Below are 23,554 nucleotides of genomic sequence, written 5' to 3'. Positions count from 1 at the left end.
AAAGATGTCATTTCTATTCTGACGATTGGCCCAGTTCATGCCTGACCGGCGTAAGCATCGTGGTTCGCATCCGCAGGATCGGTTGCTGTTTGATCTCGATTCGGAGCCCGTGTTGCGTCAGGCGACCAGTGACCTGAACTGGCTGTTGACCCGCGTGTTCACCCGCTGTATCGAGGTGGTTTGCGTGTTGATGTGCGGAGTTGATTCTGGTTCCATTCCGCGCGTTCTACAAAATGGTATGTCGCCAGGCGGGCGGCCACATAGGGCCGCACCCTACGACAGAACATGCGGGACGTGTTTTATTGTTGTTAGGTGTCGCTCGTTAGTCGACCGGTAAGTCTGGTGCGTACTGAAAGAACTTTGCTTTTGAGCAAAAGGGTGAGGCGGGCAGACCGTCGCGATTATAGAGATGGCAGTGCTGCGGATCGATGGCGCAGGCGTAACGTACTGCCGCGGGATCTTGTACCTGACTGCTGGTGACGACGATGGTTTTTCCGTTGATGATCGCTTCCGCCGGAAACCAATGACCGGAGGCGTCGGCGAGTTCAAAGTGGGATAACGCTTTGTCTGGTGTCTCGCGTGGTGGTAGTAATCCCTCTTTGACGGCGATCATCAGGCCGCTGTCTGCATACGAAAAGTGCACGGTGATTTTTTCATTTTCTATTGTGGCTCGCTGGAACAGGGGGCCACTATAGGGAACTGGTTTTTCATATTCTTCTGCCAGTGCCCAACGTGCGAGACGGTCTCCAACGTCGATTTTGTTAGGGGGATGAATATCTTTGTCGAGCAGATCGATGGTGACCACCATGCCCGTGTGTGGCAGATTACTGCTCAGTCGTTGCTGTTCGCGCAGGTAAGGCCAGCCGGGGCCCGCGCCGCTGCCGGGAAGCTGCACGAAATAAACGGGCAGGCTGTCATCGCCGAGTGCCTTCCGCCAGCCGGTAATCAAGGCCCGCATTTTATGTTGATAATCGCGCGGGTCTTCCCTGTTGCCGCAGTTGGATTCTCCCTGATACCAGATCAGTCCCCGTACGGGAAACTCGGTGATCGGTGCGAGACGCGAATGAAATAAGCGGCCCGGCAGCCAGTTCGCATCGCGGGCATACACGCCGCCGGGTAGTTTCCAGATGCCGCGCAGGTCTTCCTGTTCTCCCAGTTTCAGTTCCTGTTTTAATGTTGGATGAGAGGTAAACGCGTCACGCGGAATGAACGGTTCGATGGGAGTGCCTCCCCGCGATGTGTCGATGACGCCAATCGGGATGCCCAGTTCGTGATGTAGTTTGCGAGCAAAATAGAAAGCAGCCGCCGAAACGTTCGGAGCGGAAGCGGGCGAGCAGGGGACCCAGCCGTTTCGTAACGGCAGGTCAGTTTGTGGAGACGCGGCTTCGTTTTCAGAGATGCGTCGAAATCGAATGGCGGGTAAATTGGCATCTGCGATGTGTTGTTTGGCTTCGGGGATTTTCTGAGCAACCGATCTGACGGTCATCGCCATATTGGACTGGCCACTGGCGTGCCAGACATCGCCGACGACGACATCACGAATGATCAATGACTCCTCGCTACTTTGCACGAAAAGTTCCTGCCCTTTATTGTTGTGTTGCAGGGGCGGTAATTTCACCTGCCAGAGGCCATTGTCGTCAGTAGTCGTGGAAACGGTCTGTCCGTTAAACGTCACGGTGACTGTCTGCCCTTTGTCAGCCCCGCCCCAGACGGGCAGACGTTGATCGCGTTGAAGCACCATGTGATCGCTGAAAATGCCCGAAAGTTTTAATTCGGCCTGTGCAGGAGCGGGGGTTCCTATTCCGATGAGTAGCAGGAGTCCGATCAGAGAATGTCGAAATGGTGTTTGTATCATGGATCGCACTTTCGGGAGTTTTTCTGCTTGACGGGCTGTGATGATTTAAACCTTGTTTTATAGTGTTTTCTCACTGTTGGGCAAGCCAACAGTGACACCTCGACGACAAAGAAATTATTTCCAAGAAGGATGTCAGAAACAGTTGTAAATAAGAAAGTTAGAAATAGCTAGAGTGATATTAATGCCGTAAGGCCATTTGTAATAATGACTTAGTGGTAACAGGGCGGCTGAGAGCCCGGCGTTTGGTATTCACAGCATAACTTCAATCTACCATTGTTTTTATATCAGTCGCGGAGCCGCAATTGACGGTCCCCTGTATCCATCGGTATTGTAGAGTTTGGCGTATGACATGGTGAAGAAGCTGGTAATCGGTCACGGTTACCTCGCGCCGATACTCAACGGACTGGTTTTCGTAAACCAAGAAAAGCCTGCCACTTTGTGTCGTGATCATCACGATGCTGATCCCCCCACGCGAACATCAATGAACTAAAAAGGATACTGGAATGCGACTTTGTCTTGTGATTGCTGCTCTCATTCTGTGCAACTTGCATTCGACTGTGAGGGCTGCTGAGCCTTTCGAACTGAAAAAAAATGAACGCATTGCCGCCGTTGGAAACTCGCTGGCCGAACGGATGAACCTGTTCGGGAATTTCGAGACGCTGATGCAGACGCGCTATCCCGAGAAGCAGATTATTTTCCGCAACTTCGGCTGGCCGGCAGATGAAGTTGGCATTCAGCAACGTCCCAGTAATTACACGAAGATTGACGATCCGCTGGAAGTTTACGGGCCGGAAACGTTTTTCTGTTTCTTTGGTTTCAATGAATCCTTCGCCGGCGATTCGAAAGATAGTCTGGACGCATTCGTCACGAAATATCGCGCGTATATCGCAGAGCAAACCAAACGCTTTACGAAAGAAGGCCGCAAGCCACGTTTCGTGCTGATCAGCCCGATTGCCTTTGAATCAACGGGGGACCCGCTTCATCCAGCGGGAGAAGAAGAAAACAAGAATCTGGCCGCGTATACGGCCACGATTCAAAAACTGGCTGCAGAAGACGGGCATCGCTTCGTGGATCTGTTTACCGATACAAAACCTCTATTCGCAAAAGAACCCGGCAACCAGTTTACTTCAAACGGCGCACATGCCAACGAAGCTGGCGACCGGGTGATTGGGGAAATGCTGGACGCGAGCCTGTTTACCTCGCAGCATCCCTTGGGAACAGGGACGTCGAAATTCGATGCGGTTCGCAAATGGGTGAATGACAAGTCCTGGTTTCACGCGCAAGACTATCGAATGCTGAATGGCTGGTATGTCTACGGCGGTCGTCGCACATGGGATACGGAAACCTTTCCCGGCGAGTATCAAAAGATTCGCAAGATGGTGGCGGTTCGCGATCGGTACATCTGGGAGATGGCCGCCGGTGGTGACGTGCCGAACAAGCCGGACGATTCGAAGACGGGGGAAGTCTTCATTCCCAAAACGATGTTTGGCAGCCGCAGCGAAGGGTTTCGCGAAATGCGTGAACCCAAGGATCTGAAATATCCGACGCCGGAAGAGTCGATCAAGATGATGACGGTTCCCGAGGGCTTCAAGGTCGAATTGTTCGCTTCCGAGCGGGAGTTCCCTGAACTGGCCAATCCGAATCAGATTGCCTTTGATAACAAAGGCGATTTGTGGGTTTCCTGTATGGCGAATTATCCGCAGTGGATGCCCGGTGCAGGCAGACCCAGCGACCGCCTGTTGATCTTTAAAGATACCGACAATGATGGTCGCGCTGATAAATGTATTACGTTCTACGACAAGTTGATTTGCCCGACCGGTTTCGAATTCTGGAACGGTGGGGTGCTGGTGGTTGATGAGCCTCGCATTCTGTTTCTGAAAGATACAGACGGCGACGACAAAGCCGATGTGGTGGAGCAGATTGTGGACGGCATCGCGACCGATGACACACATCATACCGTCGGTGCATGGGAATATTCTCACGGCGGGCTTTTGCATATGCTCGAAGGGGTGGCGCTGTCTACAACACTCGAAACACCACGCGGCGCCTTCCGCAACTCGGGGACGGCCGGCTGTTACACGTTTGATCCACGCAGCCTGAAATTTCGTCACTTCCGAACTCCCGGCTACGGAAACCCGTGGTGCCTGGTATTCGACAAGTGGGGCAATGGAATGGTGGGTGATGGGACAAACGCCAAACAACACTGGACGAGTCCGTTATCCGGCTTGGAAGTCAATACGCGGCGGACACTCGAACCGAACTTTGATAACCAGGGCATGCGTCCTGCCGTCGGGAACGAATTTTTAATCTCGCGGCACCTGCCCGATGCGATGCAGGATCAGTTTATCTATGCCTGCGTGATCAACATGCATGGCATGCCACGCTTCAATCTTCGCGATCAGAAGGAAGGTGCCGGCTTTGAAGGCGAACGTGTTGACGATCTACTCTCGTCAACCGATATGATTTTTCGCCCCGTGGATCCGAAAGTCGGTCCGGACGGAGCCGTCTGGTTTGGTGACTGGTGTAACGCGTTGATTGGTCATATGCAGTATTCGCAACGTGATCCGAATCGCGACCACAAACACGGTCGCGTCTATCGACTGGTCAATACAAAGAAACCGCTGTTGCAGCCGATCACTCAGGCTGGCAAATCGATTGAGGAATTGCTGGAGCAATTGAAGACCTACGAATTGCGGACACGCTATCGTGTTCGTCGTGAACTCTGGGATCGCGACCGGGAGCAGGTGCTGGCGGCTGTCAATCAATGGGTTGATGGTGTGAACGATCCGATGCAGTTGTGCGAAGCGTTGTGGGTTCAGGAAAGTTTTCGTGCGGTCGATACCAAACTGGTCGATCGGATTCTGGCTTCAGACGAATATCGTGCCCGGGCGGCTGCGATTCACGTTCTGGTCAATGAAATGGATCGTCAGCCGAAGCTGAAAGACTACCTCGCGAAAGCGATCAGCGATCCTCATCCGCGCGTGCGTCTGGAAGCGGTTCGCGGTTTGAGTTTCTTCCCCTCGGTTGAAGCGACGCAACTCGCGTTGCAGGCCGCCGACCAGAAACGCGATTACTGGATTGATTACACGCTGGAACACACACTCCACGCACTCAAACCTGCCTGGGAAGCGGCAGAAAAGAAACCGGACTTTCTGGCTGGTTCTTCTGAAGCGGCGAAGAAGTATCTTGCTCACTATAAGAAAATGACCGGTCCCGGTGGTGCGGCGGTGAAACCATTGCAGATTGCTGAGGCTGAAGATGCTTCAGACAGCAAACGTAAAGCGGCCATCAGACAACTGGCGAAATTGCAAGGCGGCAACGCCGATCGGGGTCAAGGCGTGTTTAAGCAGGTCTGCTCGGCCTGTCACAAGGTCGGTGACCTGGGGAAAAAGTTCGGTCCCGATCTCAGCGACATCGGTCAGCGGGTCAGTAAGATTGAAATGATGACGTCCGTCCTGATGCCCAACGATAAGATTTCGAAAGGGTACGAAACCGTCGCGATTCTCACAGAAGAGGGCGAAGTGCATACCGGCTTCATTCTCTCCGAAACCGATGACACGATCTCACTGGGACTTGCCAAAGGGAAAAAAATCGACATCCCGAAAGACCAAATCGATGTGCGCAAGCCGATGAAATCCAGCTCGATGCCTGAAGGCCTGATTAAAACCATCGCCCCGATCGAATTTCTGGATCTGGTCGCGTATCTGTCGAAGCAACGTCAGATTACCGCGGTACAGGATAAAGAGGGTTGGATCAGTGCGCAGCAGAAAACGATCAAGCTGCGGAAGCACAACGGATTCAATGAAATCTCGCGCGGCGCTGCGATCAAATTTGGCGGTAAGTTTGGGAACGGTGGCTGGAACAAAGACGCGTACCTGTTTCTGACGGAAGTTCCCGCGGAGTCGTTTGATTTCGCTTTTCATTCAGACCTGGATACCGATTCGCCGAATGTCACCATTCGACTGGATCAGGATTCTGAAGTCCGTTCCATCTGGCTACGGAATCGGGGCGGCTTGCAGGAACGCGCCAAAGGTCTGACCGTCTGGATTTCGTCCGATGGCACCAACTTCGAAAAAGTCTGGACAGCCGACAAAGTCGCCCCGCAATGGACGATCGAACTGCCTGCAGGAACGCGTGCCAAATACGTCCGACTCGGCCTGGAAGGCAAAGGGACATTCCACCTGCACCAGGCCGCGATCTACGGCAAGTAAGCTGAGCCGCCTTTGAGGGCCTCTTCTAATCTTAAGTGAAAAACACCCTTGGTCTGAGCAATCAGATCAGGGGTGTTTTTGTTTCACTGTTTTCGATATTAATATCACAGGGAATAATTCCTGTCTCAGACTACTAATTTTGTTATGATTGTGGCAGTCTAGCAGAAAAAGGTTCCTAGTATCTTGCCTACGAGCACCATTGTGGTCTTCGGACCATTCATGCACGTGAATAGAAGTTAGAAAGCGAAGAACGATGCTCACACGAGTGGTTTACCCTCATCTGTTTGTTGTTGCGTGCCTGGTTTTGTTGACTGGTTGCAAAGACACTACCACGCCAGTAACAACAACCGCTGACGCGAACTCAGCTCCTGACGAATCGAAATCCAGTAATACGACACGAGCTGATATTCGTCCTCCAAGAGATGAATCGCTATATATTGGTGACTACATTGTTATGGGGGTACCAGACGAAGCGGACACTTGGTCTGGTAGTGAGATGAAACAAGCAGAGGCTGCACTTCTTAGAATATCATTGCAGGAATTCAGTCACCTACCTAGATACCAGAGTGAAAAATCAGGTGAAGTATTCGAACGTCTCACGGCGGATGATAACCTCGACATGTATCGAAACCTTGCCCTGTCAATAGATCAACGAATTCCGGATGCACTGAATTATCTGCAATCAAGCAGTCAGATTTTGGGGCTTTATCTGGAAGCATTCGACCAGCACGCGGTAGGTGGTATTGAAATCGTTGAACTTCGAGGCGCGAGTCTGCGGTTGTGTGTCGTGATTTTGAACTTGTTCAACGAATTCTTACCAACGATTGACAAGGGGGATCCAACCTACCTTGTTCGCATGAATGGTCTAAAACAAATGAGACACGGTACCGCTCTCATGGTCGAAGATCACTTTCAAGTTTTGACAGAATCTCAGATCTACCGCACCTCAGAAATCAAGAGATTGGTAGGGTACATGCAGAATACACTACCAGAAATAATACCCGAACTCTCCGAGGGTAGTCGCTCAAAAATATTGACCCGTTTACATTCACTCTTGGATGATCCGAAGATGCAACATCTGAAACCAGAACTCGGTGCTCTCGTTAGTGCCATCGAGAATTCCACTCAGCCCGACACGTCGCCCTGACGCCTATTTATTGGTCTCAAGTCAATATTACGGTGCGATAAACCCTTCGTCTTGACGTACGCAAAATTGACTGTTAAAAAGTATAGTCTCTTGAAAGCTGTGCAGCAAAGGTGGCAAATGCGGAATGAGGCTCCTTCTATCCGGCATTTCTTTGAATTGTCAAACCCCCGTAGAGCGCTACGAATACGGATCTTTTCATGAATAAACCAAGCGACTTGCAACGAGACGGCAGCATGTCTCGTCGGCAGTTACTACAGTGGGCAGGCTTCGCAGGTGTGGCTGGAATTCTTCCCGGCGGTTGCGCATCCGAAACAGCCGAACAAAACACATCTCCTTCGTTCGATCAATCGATTGCACGCTTCCCGGAGAAAGTACCGATGCACATGATCAATGATCGTGCGCCGCAATTGGAAACACCGCGCGCGTATTTTGCCGAAGATTTGACACCGAATGAAGCGTTTTTTGTCCGCTGGCATTTGCAGCCCATTCCGACCAAAGTCGATTTAAAAACCTGGCGACTGAAAATTGGCGGTCATATCGATAAGCCACTCGCATTATCGATGGACGAGTTACGGAAGATGGAGCCGACCGAGTTGGTTGCCGTCTGCCAATGTTCGGGCAACTCGCGAAAATTCTTCGAACCACGCGTCCCCGGCGGTCAATGGGCTGATGGCGCGATGGGCAATGCACGCTGGAAAGGCGTTAGCGTGCGAGATCTATTGCAGCGGGCGGGGGTCAAAGCGGGCGCCGTCGATACGACATTCAACGGCCTCGATACCGGGCCGCTTCCGGCCACTCCCGACTTTATCAAATCATTGGAAATCGAACATGCGCTGCAACCCGATGTCATCGTCGCATACGAAATGAATGGTAAACCGCTGCCGCTACTGAACGGTTTTCCGGTTCGCTTAGTCGTGCCCGGGTGGTATGCGACGTACTGGGTGAAATCCCTTTGGGAAATCAACGTGTTGCCTGAAAAGTACACCGGCTACTGGATGGCTAAGGCGTACCACGTTCCCGATAATGCAGATGGGTCGGAACAACCGGATGATCATGCCAAGAAGAAGATCCCGATCAGCCTCATGAATGTACGGTCATTGTGGGTGAATCCGAATCCGGAAGCCGCTATGGTCCGGGTTCCGGCTGGCAAGCCGGTTCCATTGGAAGGGATTGCCTTTGATGCAGGGGCGGGGATCAAACAGGTAGAGTTTTCAGCGGATGGAGGGAAGACGTGGACCGCGTCTGCTCTCGAAGCCGACTTGGGGCGTTACTCGTTTCGTCGCTGGCGTGCGAATTGGACTCCTGTCCAACGTGGCAGCTATCGTTTGCTTGTACGCGCAACCAACAATCAGGGCGAGACACAGCCGATGCAGTCCAAGTGGAATACCGGCGGTTATATGCGTAACGTGATTGAAGAAGTGACAGTGGAAGTAAGTTAGTGGAGTGTCATTTTTAAATATTGGGTTGATCGATATTACGAGAGTGCGACAACGGAGCACGTAAACAACACCCTCATCCCTCAATTTCTAGCTTGACAAAGCACTAGCACGACCGAGTATTTACCGGATAAATTAATGGCAGAACCAGAACCAAAATCTGAACAAACCGAGACACATCAGCAGCATCGTGCGCAACGAACCACGGTGATTCTGATCATTGTGCTCGCAATTACAGCCGGCGCGATCTCGTGGTATGGAATTCGCCCTGGTAACGAGATGGTCGTGACCAGCAAATCGTCCGTCATTTCATCCAATAAAGAAGTAGAGACGATTAGAAAAATTCCTCTGGCTTCGATTGCCGTAGATGAAATCAGACTGCCGCATTTTGACCCCATTATGCCGCTGGGACCGCACCGCGATGTGTTCATGACAAATTGTATTACCTGTCATTCGCCGCGTCTTGTCATTGACCAGCCACACTTCCCACAGGAGAAATGGGAAGAGATCGTGAACAAAATGGTCGTGACGTTTGGCGGACATGTTTACAAAAAAGACCAACCAAAGATTGTCGAATATCTCGTTTCGATTCGTGGCAAAACAGAATCTGCTCAGAAGAAACTACAACGACCATGAATATCATCCCCAACGAATCGACAACCGATCTTTTAACGCCGCGCGTTGAAAATGGATTGATTCGAGCCCACGGTTATATGGCGCTGATTATGGTTGTCATCTCCGCGCTGTTTGGCATCGCGGTGTCGATTAAATTTAACTGGCCCGAGTTTCTTGGTGGCTCGTCTGTGATGACATGGGGTCGCCTGCGTTATTGTCACACTCAAGGCATTTTCTTTGGCTGGTTGGGTAACGCGTTTTTGGCGTTTCTCTATTATGCTGTGCCACGACTGGCAATGAAGCCGGTGAGCGGTCGTTCGCTTGGTTGGCTGATGTTTGTTGTCTGGAATTTTGTGATGGTGATTCCCGGCTGGATGTTGATGATGCATGGATTCAGCCAGCCACTGGAATGGGCAGAATTTCCAATCGTCGTCGATATTGTTGTCATCGCTTGCTTTGTACTTCTCAATTTACAGTTTGTGGTGCCGTTTCTGCGAGGAAAACTATCTGACTTGTATGTCTCTGGTTGGTACTTTCTGGGTGCGATCACATTTACCACGTTGGCTTATCCCGTGGGTAATCTGGTTCCTGAATTCGTTCCTGGTGCCCGGGGTGCCAGTTACAGTGGATTATGGATTCATGATTCGATTGGTTTGTGGGTCACACCTCTCGCTGTTGGCATCGCTTATTTTGTGATACCTGCGTCGACGGGCCGGCCGATTTATAGCCACTTTCTATCGATGATCGGATTCTGGCTGCTGTTCTTTGTTTATCCACTGAATGGTACGCATCACTACATTTTTTCCTCGATCCCGATGGAAGCACAAATGGGTGCGATTGTCGCGTCGGTTTATCTGGGGATGGACGTCATTCTTGTCGTGACCAATCAGTTACTCTCGTTGCGGGGTAGTGCGGGCAAGGTTGCCTCGAACGTGGCTTTGCGGTTCATATGGGCGGGCATCGTCATTTATCTCATCGTCAGTTTGCAGGGAGCAGCCCAGGCTTTGATGCCGGTTAACAAACTGGTGCATTTTACCGATTGGGTCATCGCGCATTCGCATCTGGCGCTACTTGGCTTTGCCAGCTTCGTGGCGATTGGGGGGTTGCTGCATGTGTGGAAGGACACGGCAGGTGTTCGATATAGCCCGCGTGCGGCGAACTGGTCTTTCTGGTTGCTGAGCATCGGTTTGTTTTTGATGTTCATCGACCTGACAATCGGTGGGCTCGTACAAGGTCAACTCTGGGAATCTTCGGCTACATGGATGGAGTCAGTCAATGCTTCACGTATTTTCTGGATGACGCGAACGCTGTCATCGATTCCAATACTGGCGGGCTTTATCTGTTTATGCTTGGCGATGACCGTCGGTGAGCGAGTTGGTGCAGGCCAAGCAGAGGATACGTCGGATGAGTCGGTAGAAGCCGTGAATCTTGTGCGACCAGTAGAAGTGCCGGCTGATGTGGCAGGCAAGTTTGCATGGTTGAGGAGTGCTTACGTCCTAACAGGAGTCGCCGGAATTGGTTGTTTTGCGATGTCGTTTTTAGTGTTAGCTGTCTGGCCAAATCAAGAATTGGCTCGAACGATTGCTCAAACCAAACCAGCCTTCGCCGTTCCGATGACAAAGAGTGAACTGCGCGGTCGCGCGATCTACGCACGTGAGGGTTGTGCTTATTGCCATACGCAAATGGTACGCTCAACCGAGTATGATACGCGGCGTTTCGGTCCCGTTAGTCGTGCGTGGGAGACAGAGGATGAGTATCCACAAATGTGGGGTACGCGACGTGTTGGTCCTGACTTGGCACGAGAAACGCGGCGGCGTCCGGCGGACTGGCAACTGACGCATCTCTACAATCCGCGTTATGTCGTTCCTGAATCGATGATGCCAGGTTATCGATGGTTGTTTAAAGGTTCGCCCGACGCACCTACTGAGGACGCACTCAATTTGGTCGCCTACCTGGAGTCGCTTGGTCGCAACGGCGTGCTCGCTGGCCTCGGTCGCAGTCGGCTTGAGTCCACTTCCTCGATTGAACTGACCACTGGCGAAGTCATCGCGGCAGGCAATGCTCATACGGGTGGTTTTGATGAATCACTGATTCCCATGGATCGGGGCCCGGCTCCGATGCTGGCCGGCCAATGGTCAGATCGCGAGAGAGCATCGCTGGCAAATGATGGACACAATTTATTTATCGCGAACTGCTCAGGCTGTCATTCTGACTGCGGTTGTAGTATCGCACCGGGAGCAGCCAGTCTGTTTCCGAAACCAAAAGATTTGACCGTTGTGATGCTGTCTGACAAGCATTTAAGTAGCGTGTTGTGGAATGGGATCGAGGGTTCGTCAATGCCTGCGTGGAACGAACTTCCCTTATCCGACTTACGCGCGCTGGCCGCATTCGTGAATCAAATATCCAAACCAAAATATAAACATCCCCAACCATTGCCGGCTGACGAATTCGTGACTGCGAGAAAACTCTATCGTACACATTGTGCGTTGTGTCACGGCGAGAAGGGGCAAGGGGATGGTATTTCAGCCGCCGCGCTCGCTCCACGACCAACCAGTTTCTATGACGAATTACCGACGGTCAAATATGCGACTGACGCACTCAAAGCTGGTGTTCCCGGCACTGCAATGGTCCACTGGAACGCTAAACTAACCGAAGACGAGCAAGCTTTGTTAGTAGGTTACCTGCGGTCGTTTTACCAGAATGATAAAATGACAAGCAACAGCCCACAGGAGAATTCAAAATGATCGTCAACCTGATTGTCGGCAGCGTGACTGTGTTGATGTTGCTGTTTGTACTCGTCTGGATTTTCTTTCCCGCAACACGCAACTGGTTCGAGCGGCCCAAACACCGCTTCATGGAAACAGAGCAGTTAATGAATCAGAAACGCAAGCTATAAGCTGAGGCAGCCAACCCAGACCCATTGCTGAACAGGCTTTGGCACGCAGCATCCAGCGCGGCTTACCATTCGGCGATGATGCATGGACCGTGCAAACTGTCAAACAACTGGACCTGGAAAGCACCATCAAACCGCGAGGCAGGCCTCGAAAAGCAGAAAGCGGTTCCGGCACATTTTCTGTCTGCGTTAATTTACTTTTCGGAGCATGTCCCAATTGGGAACCTGTAGATTGGGATCGGGATGTGGGGCGTCGACTCCGGATTCGGGAAGGAGAGTACAACAGAGTAAGTTGAGTGTGAATTCTTCCCCCAAGTCCTCTACCAGAGCACTCAATCGCGATCTCCATGCACTATTCAGTTTCAGCCAGCGGCCGGTGGACATGTCCATCACGAAACACATCAACTTGTCATCCCCGGACAAATTGATGTCTGGTCGAAAATCGCCCGGCCCTTCGGCCTCTTCAGAGCTGACATAGTTGGGGATTTCTATTCTCAGTTGTGCATCGGTCACCGTCGGATCACTGGTCAGTGTCGCCACCAGACGTCGTGCCGCTGCCCCCGACAAGAGTGAACCAAAATTTCCGCGATAAATGACCGTTTGGCGATCCTCGAGATGAAAGCTTCTATCTTGGTTTAATCCACCGTGGCAGAGCAAGATGTAGTTGCACATGGAGCCTCCTGTTGTGAAAAGTTCGCTTGGTTCAACGCGCATGATTGATTCTGTCGTCTTAGAAAAACGACCGATTGCCTCTGCATTCTGTCGGGAGGCAACCGGTCTTCAGACAAAACAGTCTCAAAATCACTAGGAGCCAAACCCGCTATCAAACCCTGCAATAAAACCATAAAGCAAAGCATTTTCACCGCTGGGATCAGCGACATCTCCATACATCACTGCCCAGCAAACTGCCTGATTGTTATTCAGATAAGTTTTTCCAGCACTCTTTCCTGTGATACCTTGCCGGGCTTTCATCTGAGCCTTGATGGTTTGAGCCATCTTGGCCGCAGGGTTGTTGGTTGTGGGAATATTATTGCGAGAGAAATAGTCGTTCATTTGAGTGATCGCGGTAGAAATATCACCATTGACATCGAATTTTGCTGCGAAGCCAGCATCGGCCGGTTGTGCAGCAACTTTGGAAAACTGCGTTTGGTAATACTTCGTGACTGAGCTGGTTGCCGCATCCAGGGCCGCCGAGGCAGCCGATTTCGCATCTTCTGGAGTATCCAGTTCTGTGGCAAAATCGATGACAATGGGGGTTCTGGAAACTGGCAAACCAGCCAATGCAAGCATGGCATTCTGCTCGGCATTCGCCTCGCTGGTAAAACTGTCTGCCATTTTCTTCATGGTGGCAATGGTCTGTGGATTATCTCCGATAAACCCCAAAACACTGGACAACACGGGAGCCACGGCCGAGGCTGCTGCTGCGATAAACTGTCCCATCTGAATCTCCTTCTCGCTCGGAAATGTAAAATGAAGCCGGTGGATGCTTCTAAAAATGAACGACGAAACGGTACAAGTCAACGTCGATGAACAAGAGTGTTTATCAACCATGCCAGAATTGAACGCAACGTGCGATCAGAGATTGGTCAGGTCTTGGTTGAGGTGGGAACGAGTCGCGATGAGGGCGAGATCACCCCCTGTGGGTCGATAAATTCAAGCGTCTTATTCGTTTCCAGGCGAGCTCCAGAAGATTTTGTCCCCACCACAAGTGTGGAAGCGAATCCGACCTTCCGCCTGACAGCGGTTGAGTGATTTCACCGTCGCCTGAAGTCGGCGGCGAGGGTCGATTTTGGGATCTGAAGGAAGTGGATCATCAATAAACTCTGGCCAACTCTCTTCCTCGAACACAGTCAGCACTAAAACCTGATTCTGGGCCGGTACGCGAAAACGTTTTACCAGGCGTTCCTCATACCAAAGTTCACGATGATCGGCAGACCAAGTGGGGCAATTGCGATTGCCTGATGGGAGGGGCCGCGATACCAACTCCCGAGAGGAAAGATCTGGGGGAGCGATCTCCTCATTCATCAGGCGTTGAGTGATTTTGATTCCACTTTCTGTTAGTACATAGGCGGCATCCTGAGTGATTGATGTTACGCTTAACCGAGAGAATGAACGTGTCGGATCACCAGGAGCAGTAATCTCCTTACGATGAATGACGAACTTTTTGTGGATCAACCAGCGAATGTCGCTCACCGTTAATCCCATCTCTCGAAGAACCTCATGTTCAATAGCAAACTGCCACACATCGACACCCGAGTCATGCGCGTACTGCAACGATTGAGACAAGGCCGTCAGCGCCTGGAGAACTGATTGACGAGGAATCATCTCAAGAGACTTCATTCCAGGATCGCGAATACCGATCGAGATATCCGCAGGGAAAAAAAGTAAACAGATAGTCACAGAAAGTTATTTGTATAACATTCGATTGTACTGAATACCAGAAGTCTTACTAAAAACCTAGCAACACTTTATGACGCAGTGGGCGGGCACGCAGAATTAACGCCCTAGATTGGCGAGTTTATCACAGAATGGAAACAGCAAAGAGGCCGCGCCAGGTTGGAGGAATCAATCTCCACATGGCGACGGATTTCCGAGGCGCTATGTGATGCGGGAGTTGTCAGACCATGTCACGGATGCGGGATGGGCCGAACATGTCAGTCAGCGACTGACCGACCGAGAAGAACAGGCTTTGGCACGCAGCATCCAGCGCGGCTCACCATTCGGTGATGATGCATGGACCGTGCAAACTGTCAAACAACTGGACCTGGAAAGCACCATCAAACCGCGAGGCAGGCCTCGAAAAACAGAAAACGGTTCCGGCACCTTTTTCTGTCCAGCGATCACAGGCGGCCTAACAGCACCAGAATGATGATGATGATCAACACCAACCCGAGCCCACTACTGGGAGCATAACCCCAGTTGCGGCTGTGTCCCCAGGTGGGAATGACCCCCAGTAACATCAGGATCAAGATAATGATTAAGATCGTTCCCATAAGTGTCGCTCTCCTGTGAATTAGAGTTCATCAGCAAAATATTCTATCGCATTCTTTGCTGTATGATACTCGTCCCAAGCGGCTTGAGAGACGTCACAGCAAACTTGAACAGAGATCAAGTCAAACAGAAAATAATTTTAGTTCTCTTTTGTGAAGGAACAGTTTTCTCGACATTGTGTAATTTTAACTCAGATTGTTGTTCCGTTTGAGGTACCGGCTGAAAAGGTCCCCAACACGAATGACACTGCCGCAGTGCTATTATAGCACGAAGGGAAAAAGTTCCTGACAATTCTTTCTTTCCTCTCAGCGCAACCCTGGTTAATTGAAATACTAAGACCTGATAGTGGAAAGGGACACGGATGCCATTCGGGATTGTTGTTCTTCACTACTGCCGGAAATTCAGCTCGGGTTGTTCGTGGCGATGGGGTATGATTTGCCTTGTGATTTGAAGTCTTAACGGCGGCTCGTGCTTTGTCAAGCTAGAAATTGAGGGTTGGGGGTGTTGTTTACGTGCTCCGTTGTCGCACTCTCGTGATATCTATCAACCCAAATTTGAAAAATAACACTCCACTCGTGCCGAGCCGCTCAGTTTGTGGTAGGTGACCCGCTAACTGCGGGCGGACAAGTGGGTTCCGTCCCGACTATTTTTGTGGATGAATTCATGTTCTGTTTTTGTAAGTCGATCTGTCAGTTTCCTGCTCGCTGCGCTCGGCCCGGATGTGCATCCGGGCCTACCCATGGTTGGAATGCAAATGCAATATTTGTGATGCAGATCATCGTCTGGGGCGTGGGGGCGTCAAGAGGAAAGCAGGTTTTGATGTGGTGCGGACTGTGGTTGAGCCTGTGTCTGATCGGGCGGGGAGTTGACCTGACGGTGTCGGGAATGCGCGGATGTGTGTCGACCCGCATAAAAATGAAGCGTTTCATTTTGAAAAAACGCTCTGAAACAAGCGGGTTTTGTCAGGTGAGTTTGAGACTGGTTTCAGTTCTTCACCTGAACCAGCAGTCTTCTCGCGCGCGACACACAACAGGGGTTATCGCGGGTGGCGTGGGGCGGTCAAGTGCAAATTGTGTACGGACTATTTTCGAAATCCCTGTTGCCTGTGCTGAATTTCGGTGATCCATTTCTGGATTCCTGCCGTTACACTTTGTAGTATATACTTGTATTGTTCTGTTTCGGAAAATGGGATAAACAGGGGAAAAGTCGATTCTCTCTGATTAAAAATAGAGAAAGCCGTTTCTTCCCGTTAGAATATAGACTAAATTCAAGTCCTTATCGTATCACATTTTAAACAGGCCTGAGTCTGACACTTCGGTCAATTCATTTGATGAATCAGCTCCATTTTGAGGAACAACAGCGTGAAATTTTTCTGGGCGTGTCTTTTCGTAATGCTCTGCATTATGGGATTCTCAGCAGATATCCAAGCGCAACGACCTGATCCAGATGGCGGCCGCGAGACTCAAGAGACGAATCGCGTTGTCGCTGTTTCGAATGCAGGAGAATATCCGCCGCTACCGGTCCCCTTTTATCGCGGCAATGATCACCGTTTTGCCAGCTCACAGGGGTTTTATCTTCATTTCTGGAAACTTCTGCTGGTGGTTTTGTTGTTTCTCCTCTGGGCAAAAACATCGTATTGGGTTGATGAAGACAGTCGTGGTTTGAAAACCGATACTGAGTTCTGGAGTTCCATCGTTTTAGTTGCTGGTGGGCTTGGTTTTCTGTTTGTCTTCTGCATGCCCAGCTTTTTGCTTGGCTTTTTTGTTCTGATGTTGGCATATGGCACGCCGCTGGGGATGTATATTCGTGAGCGGAATGCCAAGGTCCCTGCTTCGAGCCGGGTGATGACGCCTGATCATATTCAGAATTTAACCCTGCGTTATCTGGCCCGTATGGGAATTCGGATAGGAGGCACGAAGACACAGCAGGCGGCGGTCGGCCCTGATATCCGCTTTATTGGCAAATCGTCGACGGGGCGAGGAGATGATCCTTCAAGTTCTCGTCGGGTTGAAAATTCACGTGGTTTTCTGGCAGCCAAGGAACTGGTTTATGATGCAGTCATGCGTCGTGCGACTGACGTGCATCTGGAGCCTAAAGAGGATGAAGTGGGTGTGCGGCTGCGTATTGACGGTGTGATGTACCCCACAGAAGGATTTGACCGTTCGATTGGTGACGCGGTACTGAATATTCTCAAAGTGCTTGGTGCGATGGATATTACCGAGAAGCGTCGTCCACAGGACGGCAGTTTCCGCGCCATTATGCCCGATCGCGAAATTGATTTTCGTCTTGCCAGTCAGGGGACCCGGCACGGTGAGAAAATGAGTTTGCGTATTTTGGACCAGACGAATTCGATTGCTTCATTGTCAGAACTGGGAATTCGAAAACAACTGGTCGACAAGCTCTGTTCGATTGTCAAACAGCCGCACGGTCTGTTTTTATGCTGTGGTCCGACGGGTGCCGGTAAATCAACCACGCTGTTTGCTGCTTTGCATGAGATCGACCCTTATCAGCGGAATATCATCACCGTTGAAGATCCGGTCGAATATCGGATTGATAATGTTTCCCAGATTGAGATCAACCAGAAGGCTGGCCAGACATTTGCCGAGTCTTTAAGAAGCATTTTACGTCAAGACCCGGATGTGGTCATGATCGGCGAAATTCGCGATGCCGAGACAGCACGCATCGCCTGTCAGGCAGCGAATACCGGTCATATGGTGTTCTCGACGATCCATGCCAACGATACGTTTACCGCCTTGTATCGGTTGCTTGACCTGGAAGTTGAGGCGTTTATGCTGGCCAGTTCGCTTTCGGCGCTTCTGGCACAACGACTGGCCCGGCGGCTGTGTCCTGAATGTAAGGAAGCATATCAGCCGAATCCGGAGTTTTTGAAGAAAGCGAACCTGCCTCCCGAGAAGGTGAAATGTTTCTACAGGCAGCCTAAAAATCCGGAAATTGTCTGCCCCACTTGTGGTGGCTTGGGATATAAGGGCCGGATCAGTGTTGTCGAACTGCTGGACTTTAACGAGCGGATGCGCGATATGATTCGCGATACAACCGGGATGTCGCAGCTCAAGGCGCAGGCACGAAAGAACGGCATGCTGTATATGAAAGAGGAAGGTCTGCGGCTGGTGGTCAAAGGGGTTACTTCCATCGACGAATTATTGCGGGTTGTGAAGTGAAATCGCGTAAGAGTCATCTTACATCTGAGCTGGTTTTCATTGAGTTATAAACTATTTTGTATTTGATCTGATTCATTCTGGACATCGACTATGATCGACATTTTGTTACTGGCAATCTTAGGGATTGTGACCTGGTGTGTTGCCAGTGAAGGGGCCTGGGGCGCCGCGTTTATCTTTGTCTCTGTGCTGCTCGCCGGGTTGCTGGCGATGAACTATTTCGAACCGCTGGCAACGTTTTTGACCGACAATGTTGCCGATTCTGGCGCCTGGCGCCTGCGTTGGGATAGCATTGCGCTGGTTGGCCTGTTTGTGGGATTTATTTTTCTCTTTCGCGAAATCACGGTTCGGATTGCGCCGACTTATATGCAGGTCCATCCGCTGGTCCATGAATTGGCACGCTGGGGATTTGCAGCGATGACCGGTTACATTGCGATGGCATTTTTGCTGACCGCGTTACACACGGCTCCTTTGCCGCGTGAATTTGCCGGGTTCACTCCTGAACGCGATAACTTTTTTGGAGCCGTCGCCCCTGATCGTCAATGGCTGGGTTTCACACAATATGTTTCTGAAAAATCGATGCGTAATGGTGCGATGGGGCATATTTTTGACGGCCCCGAATATTCTGTTCCGCAGCAGCAAAACAGCATCTGGCCTTCGTTTCCGATTCGTTATGCGACACGCCGAGGACAGGGAGCCGCCGCGGGAGCACCAGCCAAACCCGCTTCAAAAGAGAAAGCAAGCCGCTCTTTTTAGCTCGTTAGACACTCGCGCTGGAACAGATCGACCAGCTGCGGGATGAATCGTTCAAAGGCTCGTGCGCGGTGGCTGAGATGCTGTTTGACAATCGGTGCTAATTCACCGAATGTTTTATGCAGCTCAATGATCTCGAAATAGGGGTCGTAACCAAATCCGTTCTGGCCGCGCGGTGATTCGGTCATGCGACCTCGGCAGCGGGCTTCCACCTGCAGGCAGATCTCGCCTACTGGATTCGAGAGTGCAACATTACAGACATAAGCGGCGGTCCGCTGTGCCAGGGGAACGTTTTCCAGCTCTTGAATCATCTTGGCGTTATTCTGCTCATCGGTGGCATCTGCACCACTGAAGCGGGCGGAATAAATTCCCGGTGCACCGTCCAAAGCGTCGATCATCAAGCCACTGTCTTCGCCAATCGTCCATTGAGAAATCGTGCGTGCGGTCTCTGATGCTTTTTTCGCTGCGTTCTCTGCGAAGCTAGTGCCATCTTCCACGACTTCAGTCGCTTCAGGATAGTCGGCTACACTTTGAATCTGGATGCCATGTGGACTAAGTAGCTCCGAAATTTCGCCTGCTTTATTTTGATTACGACTGGCCAGAACAATGACGGGGTGTTGTGACATGAGCGCGTGGAATTTCTAGAGAACTGATAACAAAAATACCGAGTCAAAGCAGGCGGCGCTCTCGCGCAAAAAAGAAGCCTTCCCGACTTCAGGCACTGTAACAGGCCCGATTGACAGAGGGAAGGCAACCATAAGTATCTGGTTCAGCCGGCTTTGGTTTATCTGGATTTGGGGGTTTGCATCAAAGTTGGTTTGGGATCAAATACCCACGATGCGGCCGGTGGTGACTGCCGCGTTTTACCGGGAATTACGAAGTATTCAGCGGTCATCGTTTCCACGCCCGATTCCGGATGCGGTTTCAATTTTGCACCAAACAGCTTGGCATATTCGGCAAGCCGAGGATCATCTGTCGAATCAAAGGAACCGACGGCTACGATAGAGCGGTATTTTTCATGCAAGACATAAGCGTCGATATTTCGCGGGCTCCCGGCTGGGAAGCCATAACTTTTCGCGTTGCGTAATGCTTTCGCCAGAGTCCAGGCATTTTCTGCTGCCTGATCCAGACTGTTGCTGACTTTCAAGTTGCTGGAGGCGTTCTGGAATCGAGATGTCGCGGTCTTAGTAACGGAGTTACCATAAAATGATGCGATCACCAGAGAATATTTTCCTTTGTTCTTCAGCAGAGAATATTCAATTCCGGAGTTCAGCTTGACGATCAGCGGATCTTGTTTTCTTTGCGCGACTTCCTGTGGAGAGAGTTGCGGGTTGATAGTGAGAAACGCGCCACTTAAGGGACCTGGTTGTCCGGGTGTTTTTTTATAGACGCCGTTTTCGGTCAGCACTTTAGGGTGGAAGTTTTTGACATATTTCAATGTCTTTTGGGCGACCTTGTCCTCATTGTCGGAGTAATTGCCCGCGATCACGGAAATCATGGCGCGTTGTGCTGCATAGCTGCGGCGTTCTTCTCGCCCCAGACGGTCCAGTGTATTAAATCGTTGAATGACTGAGTCCTGGCTAAACGTGTAAGCAGGAATGCCTCGTTTACGGAGTTCGTAAACCAATTCATCGGCTGCATCCTGGGCGCTCAAGCCTTTTGAACGTCGACTTTCAGGAATGTCTCGCAGACTGGCGACCATGATCATCCAGGGGCCGTGCCGTTTGGTGAGTTTGTATTTCTTACCTTTGACGGCTTCAATTCTGGCGTCTGCTTCCGGCAAAACTGCCGTCATGCAGACGACGATTGCGAATGTGATGATCAGACTTTTTTTGAACAGTTGCAGGGTCCGCATATCAGTATCCCTTCTGAAAGCGTCCGAACCGGATGGTTTGAATTAGAGTGAAGAAGCGCTGTTTCTCCCGACATCCTGTTGGGAAAACGACCTCAAAATAGACTGTATTAGTAGTGGTGATGTTGAGCTGCCTCAGACATGTGGCGGGAGTCTAGCACTTCTGGAAAAATGAGTCTATAGATGATTATTCCTGTCTGCTTCTGAGTCAGTTTTTGCGTAACAGGAATCGCATGAGTCATAGTATTTCCAATATGGTTTCCAAATGGTGGGGATGTTTCATACAATCTAAGTGATTATACAACAACAGGATAAGAATGGTTCTCGCTACCCGTTCCGGGAGCAGACAGAAATCAGGGCAAGAGTGTATGCGTGTGCTTGTGATATCGGATATTCATTCAAACTGGGCGGCGCTTTCTGCGATCCAGGAAGAGTTTGATTACTGCCTCTGTATCGGTGATCTGGTCGATTACGGTACGAATCCATTACCCTGCATTGAATGGGTCAAGCAGAATGCGAAAGCCTGTGTAAGAGGGAATCACGATCATGCGGTGGCCCAGCGCGTGGAGGCCAAAGGGACAACCGGATTTCGCAGGCTGGCCTGCGTGACGCGGCCTCTGCATTGGAAGCTACTGGATCGCGTCAGAATGAAATATCTGGCGCGGCTACCAATTTCGCAGCAGATCACCATCGAAGGCACAACATTCTATCTGGTGCATGGAACGCCCCGTGATCCCCTGGATGAATATCTCACCGATAATGAAGCTGCCTGGAAAATACGGTTGCAGGGCATCAATGCTGATTTTATTTGTGTCGGCCATACCCATGTTCCCTTTCACCTTGATCTTGGTGAGAAGCATGTGGTCAATCCGGGAAGTGTCGGGCAGCCTCGGGATGGAGATCCTCGTTGTTCTTACGCCATTATCGAAGACGGAAAAGTCACACTGAAGCGAAAGGAATATGACATTCAAGCCGCCATCCGTCAGATGGAAGAAGCAGGACTGACCGGAGAATCGCTGGAAATGGCTTCCAGCGTTCTCCTGAATGGTCGTATGTCCTGAATTTCGTCTGAGAATTTCGTCTCAGGCCTGTGGTTCTGTCATACTCATTGGGTCGAGCGCTTCCTTGAGGACTTCCTCAGGCAGGATTTTTTGCTCGGTACACAGTTCACGAATTGTCTTGCCTGACTTGAACGCTTTTTTGGCAAGCGCCGAGGCTTTCTCGTAACCAATATGCGGGTTCAGGCTGGTCACCATCGACAGGCTGTTTTCAACGGCCGCATTGCAGGCTTCTTTGTTTGGCTCCATGTTGTCACAGCAGAGTCTCACAAATTCATTGCTGGAATTGGCGAGCAGATGAATACTTTCCAGAGCCGCGAATCCCATGAGGGGCATCATGATATTCAATTGGAATTGTCCGCCTGCGGCTCCAGACATGGTCATGGTCTGGTCGTTGCCCATCACGCGGGTGCTCGCCTGCATCATACTTTCGCACATCACCGGATTCACTTTACCAGGCATGATAGAGCTGCCGGGTTGCAGGTCAGGGATTTTGACTTCATAAAAACCACAGCGAGGACCTGATCCGAGCCAGCGGATATTGTTAGAAACATTGAACAGCGTAGTCGCGATCGTTTTCAGTTCGGCATGGCATTCCACCAGACCGTCTCGTTGAGCATTGGCTTCAAAGTGATTGGCCGCTTCGACGAAAGCAATGCCCGTCAGTTTTGCGAGTTCTACACTCACGCGGTGACCAAATTCTGGATGGGTATTAATACCCGAGCCGACTGCGGTGCCTCCTACGGGTAATTCATATACGGCAGAGGCAGCTCGCTTCGCGCGATCCACACAGAGTTCCAGTTGACGGGCAAAGCCGCCGAATTCCTGTCCCAGTCGGAGCGGAGTCGCATCAGCCAGATGAGTACGACCGATTTTAATAATCTGGTCCCACTCTTTGGCTTTTTGTGCCAGACTGGCGGCAAACTTTTCGAGTCCCGGGATCAAATGATTGTGAATACTGGAAGCGACGGCGACATGAATGGCCGTCGGAAAGGTATCGTTGGTGCTTTGGCCCATATTGACGTGGTCGTTTGGATGTACTGACTTTTCGGGAGCAAAGCGGTCTTCTCCCAAAATCTCAATCGCACGATTACTGATGACTTCGTTCACATTCATATTGCTCGAGGTTCCCGAGCCCGTCTGGTAGACGTCAATCGGGAACTGGTCGTCATATTTGCCTTCAGCCACTTCAGTCGCAGATGAGATCAGCGCTTTGATTTGAGTTTCATTGAGCGGATTTTTACCAGTGCCCGCCAGTTTTCCAAGATCACGATTGGCATGAGCGGCCGCCAGCTTGACCTGTCCCATTGCATGAATCAGGCTGGGGGGCAGCGTATTGCCGGAGATTTGAAAATTCTCGACAGCCCGTTGTGTTTGTGCGCCGTAGTAGGCGTCTGCTGGAACCTGCACTTCACCCATTGAATCACGTTCGGTTCGAAACCCGGACATTGGTTTATTTCCTGTCTCTGCTAGAGTTGCCATGTGGAAAAGTAAAAAGAGCCGGCCCTCAAATGGTTTTGAAAGCCGGCCTCAATTCTAGCAAGTTGTCCTGTTTTCTCAATCGCCG

At 50.9% G+C, this 23,554-nt stretch carries 18 protein-coding genes; 10 read left to right on the top strand and 8 right to left on the bottom strand.

Annotated features, from left to right (window positions below):
- Nucleotides 1-322: 322 nt before the first annotated feature.
- Nucleotides 323-1,855, bottom strand: a complete 1,533-nt coding sequence (locus AAC022_RS10900; protein ID WP_339730866.1) for a sialate O-acetylesterase — start codon at nt 1,853-1,855, stop codon at nt 323-325.
- Nucleotides 1,856-2,358: 503 nt separating this feature from the next.
- On the opposite strand from AAC022_RS10900, the gene AAC022_RS10895 reads away from it, so the two are divergent.
- The 6 genes from AAC022_RS10895 (at nt 2,359) to AAC022_RS10870 (ending at nt 12,160) form a co-directional block, all read left to right on the top strand.
- On the top strand, nt 2,359-6,066 hold the full coding sequence (locus tag AAC022_RS10895) for a PVC-type heme-binding CxxCH protein (RefSeq protein WP_339730864.1): 3,708 nt from the start codon (nt 2,359-2,361) through the stop codon (nt 6,064-6,066).
- Between the two features lie 496 nt (nt 6,067-6,562).
- A complete protein-coding gene (locus tag AAC022_RS10890; protein ID WP_339730863.1) occupies nt 6,563-7,213 on the top strand; it encodes a hypothetical protein in 651 nt (216 codons plus the stop codon).
- A 197-nt stretch (nt 7,214-7,410) separates the two neighbouring features.
- Entirely contained in the window at nt 7,411-8,652 is a 1,242-nt protein-coding gene (locus AAC022_RS10885; RefSeq protein ID WP_339730862.1) for a molybdopterin-dependent oxidoreductase, read from the top strand.
- Between the two features lie 135 nt (nt 8,653-8,787).
- A complete protein-coding gene (locus AAC022_RS10880; protein ID WP_339730861.1) occupies nt 8,788-9,285 on the top strand; it encodes a hypothetical protein in 498 nt (165 codons plus the stop codon).
- On the top strand, nt 9,282-12,008 hold the full coding sequence (locus tag AAC022_RS10875; RefSeq protein ID WP_339730860.1) for a cbb3-type cytochrome c oxidase subunit I: 2,727 nt from the start codon (nt 9,282-9,284) through the stop codon (nt 12,006-12,008). Before AAC022_RS10880 ends, AAC022_RS10875 begins: the two co-directional genes overlap by 4 nt.
- The gene (locus AAC022_RS10870) at nt 12,005-12,160 is read left to right on the top strand and encodes a hypothetical protein (protein WP_339730859.1); all 156 of its coding nucleotides are present in this window, start codon (nt 12,005-12,007) and stop codon (nt 12,158-12,160) included. Before AAC022_RS10875 ends, AAC022_RS10870 begins: the two co-directional genes overlap by 4 nt.
- Nucleotides 12,161-12,346: 186 nt before the next feature.
- On the opposite strand, the gene AAC022_RS10865 is transcribed toward AAC022_RS10870, so the two are convergent.
- The 3 genes from AAC022_RS10865 to AAC022_RS10855 all read right to left on the bottom strand — a co-directional run bounded on the left by AAC022_RS10865 (nt 12,347) and on the right by AAC022_RS10855 (nt 14,482).
- A complete protein-coding gene (locus tag AAC022_RS10865) occupies nt 12,347-12,829 on the bottom strand; it encodes a hypothetical protein (protein WP_339730858.1) in 483 nt (160 codons plus the stop codon).
- A 132-nt stretch (nt 12,830-12,961) separates the two neighbouring features.
- The gene (locus AAC022_RS10860; protein ID WP_339730856.1) at nt 12,962-13,597 is read right to left on the bottom strand and encodes a hypothetical protein; all 636 of its coding nucleotides are present in this window, start codon (nt 13,595-13,597) and stop codon (nt 12,962-12,964) included.
- Between the two features lie 222 nt (nt 13,598-13,819).
- Entirely contained in the window at nt 13,820-14,482 is a 663-nt protein-coding gene (locus tag AAC022_RS10855; protein WP_339730854.1) for a hypothetical protein, read from the bottom strand.
- Between the two features lie 280 nt (nt 14,483-14,762).
- On the opposite strand from AAC022_RS10855, the gene AAC022_RS10850 reads away from it, so the two are divergent.
- Entirely contained in the window at nt 14,763-15,026 is a 264-nt protein-coding gene (locus AAC022_RS10850; RefSeq protein ID WP_339730853.1) for a hypothetical protein, read from the top strand.
- Here the strand turns inward: AAC022_RS10850 and AAC022_RS10845 are convergent.
- Nucleotides 14,998-15,150 carry a DUF3309 family protein gene (locus AAC022_RS10845; RefSeq protein ID WP_339730851.1) on the bottom strand — a complete coding sequence of 51 codons (153 nt, stop codon included), beginning with the start codon at nt 15,148-15,150 and terminating at the stop codon, nt 14,998-15,000. The genes AAC022_RS10850 and AAC022_RS10845 overlap by 29 nt on opposite strands.
- 1,359 nt (nt 15,151-16,509) lie before the next feature.
- On the opposite strand from AAC022_RS10845, the gene AAC022_RS10840 reads away from it, so the two are divergent.
- Together AAC022_RS10840 and AAC022_RS10835 are read left to right on the top strand one after the other, a co-directional pair.
- Nucleotides 16,510-18,327, top strand: coding sequence for a GspE/PulE family protein (locus tag AAC022_RS10840; protein WP_339730850.1), 1,818 nt, complete (start codon nt 16,510-16,512; stop codon nt 18,325-18,327).
- Between the two features lie 90 nt (nt 18,328-18,417).
- Complete coding sequence (locus tag AAC022_RS10835) at nt 18,418-19,080, top strand: CvpA family protein (protein WP_339730849.1); 663 nt, start codon at nt 18,418-18,420, stop codon at nt 19,078-19,080.
- On the opposite strand, the gene rdgB is transcribed toward AAC022_RS10835, so the two are convergent.
- Both rdgB and AAC022_RS10825 read right to left on the bottom strand, forming a co-directional pair.
- Nucleotides 19,077-19,703, bottom strand: coding sequence for an RdgB/HAM1 family non-canonical purine NTP pyrophosphatase (gene rdgB, locus AAC022_RS10830; RefSeq protein ID WP_339730848.1), 627 nt, complete (start codon nt 19,701-19,703; stop codon nt 19,077-19,079). The genes AAC022_RS10835 and rdgB overlap by 4 nt on opposite strands.
- Nucleotides 19,704-19,861: 158 nt before the next feature.
- Nucleotides 19,862-20,932: a hypothetical protein gene (locus tag AAC022_RS10825; protein ID WP_339730847.1), complete on the bottom strand. Its 1,071-nt coding sequence runs from the start codon at nt 20,930-20,932 to the stop codon at nt 19,862-19,864.
- A gap of 314 nt (nt 20,933-21,246) precedes the next feature.
- On the opposite strand from AAC022_RS10825, the gene AAC022_RS10820 reads away from it, so the two are divergent.
- On the top strand, nt 21,247-21,990 hold the full coding sequence (locus AAC022_RS10820) for a YfcE family phosphodiesterase (protein WP_339730845.1): 744 nt from the start codon (nt 21,247-21,249) through the stop codon (nt 21,988-21,990).
- A gap of 21 nt (nt 21,991-22,011) precedes the next feature.
- Here AAC022_RS10820 and AAC022_RS10815 read toward each other — a convergent pair whose 3' ends face one another.
- Nucleotides 22,012-23,436 (bottom strand): class II fumarate hydratase, encoded by a 1,425-nt coding sequence (locus AAC022_RS10815; protein ID WP_339730843.1) that lies wholly within the window; start codon nt 23,434-23,436, stop codon nt 22,012-22,014.
- Between the last annotated feature and the right edge of the window lie 118 nt (nt 23,437-23,554).

Origin of the sequence: uncultured Gimesia sp. (genome assembly GCF_963976445.1) — a bacterium.
In the GTDB taxonomy this organism is placed as follows: domain Bacteria; phylum Planctomycetota; class Planctomycetia; order Planctomycetales; family Planctomycetaceae; genus Gimesia.
This window is presented reverse-complemented; position numbering and strand designations above follow the sequence as displayed.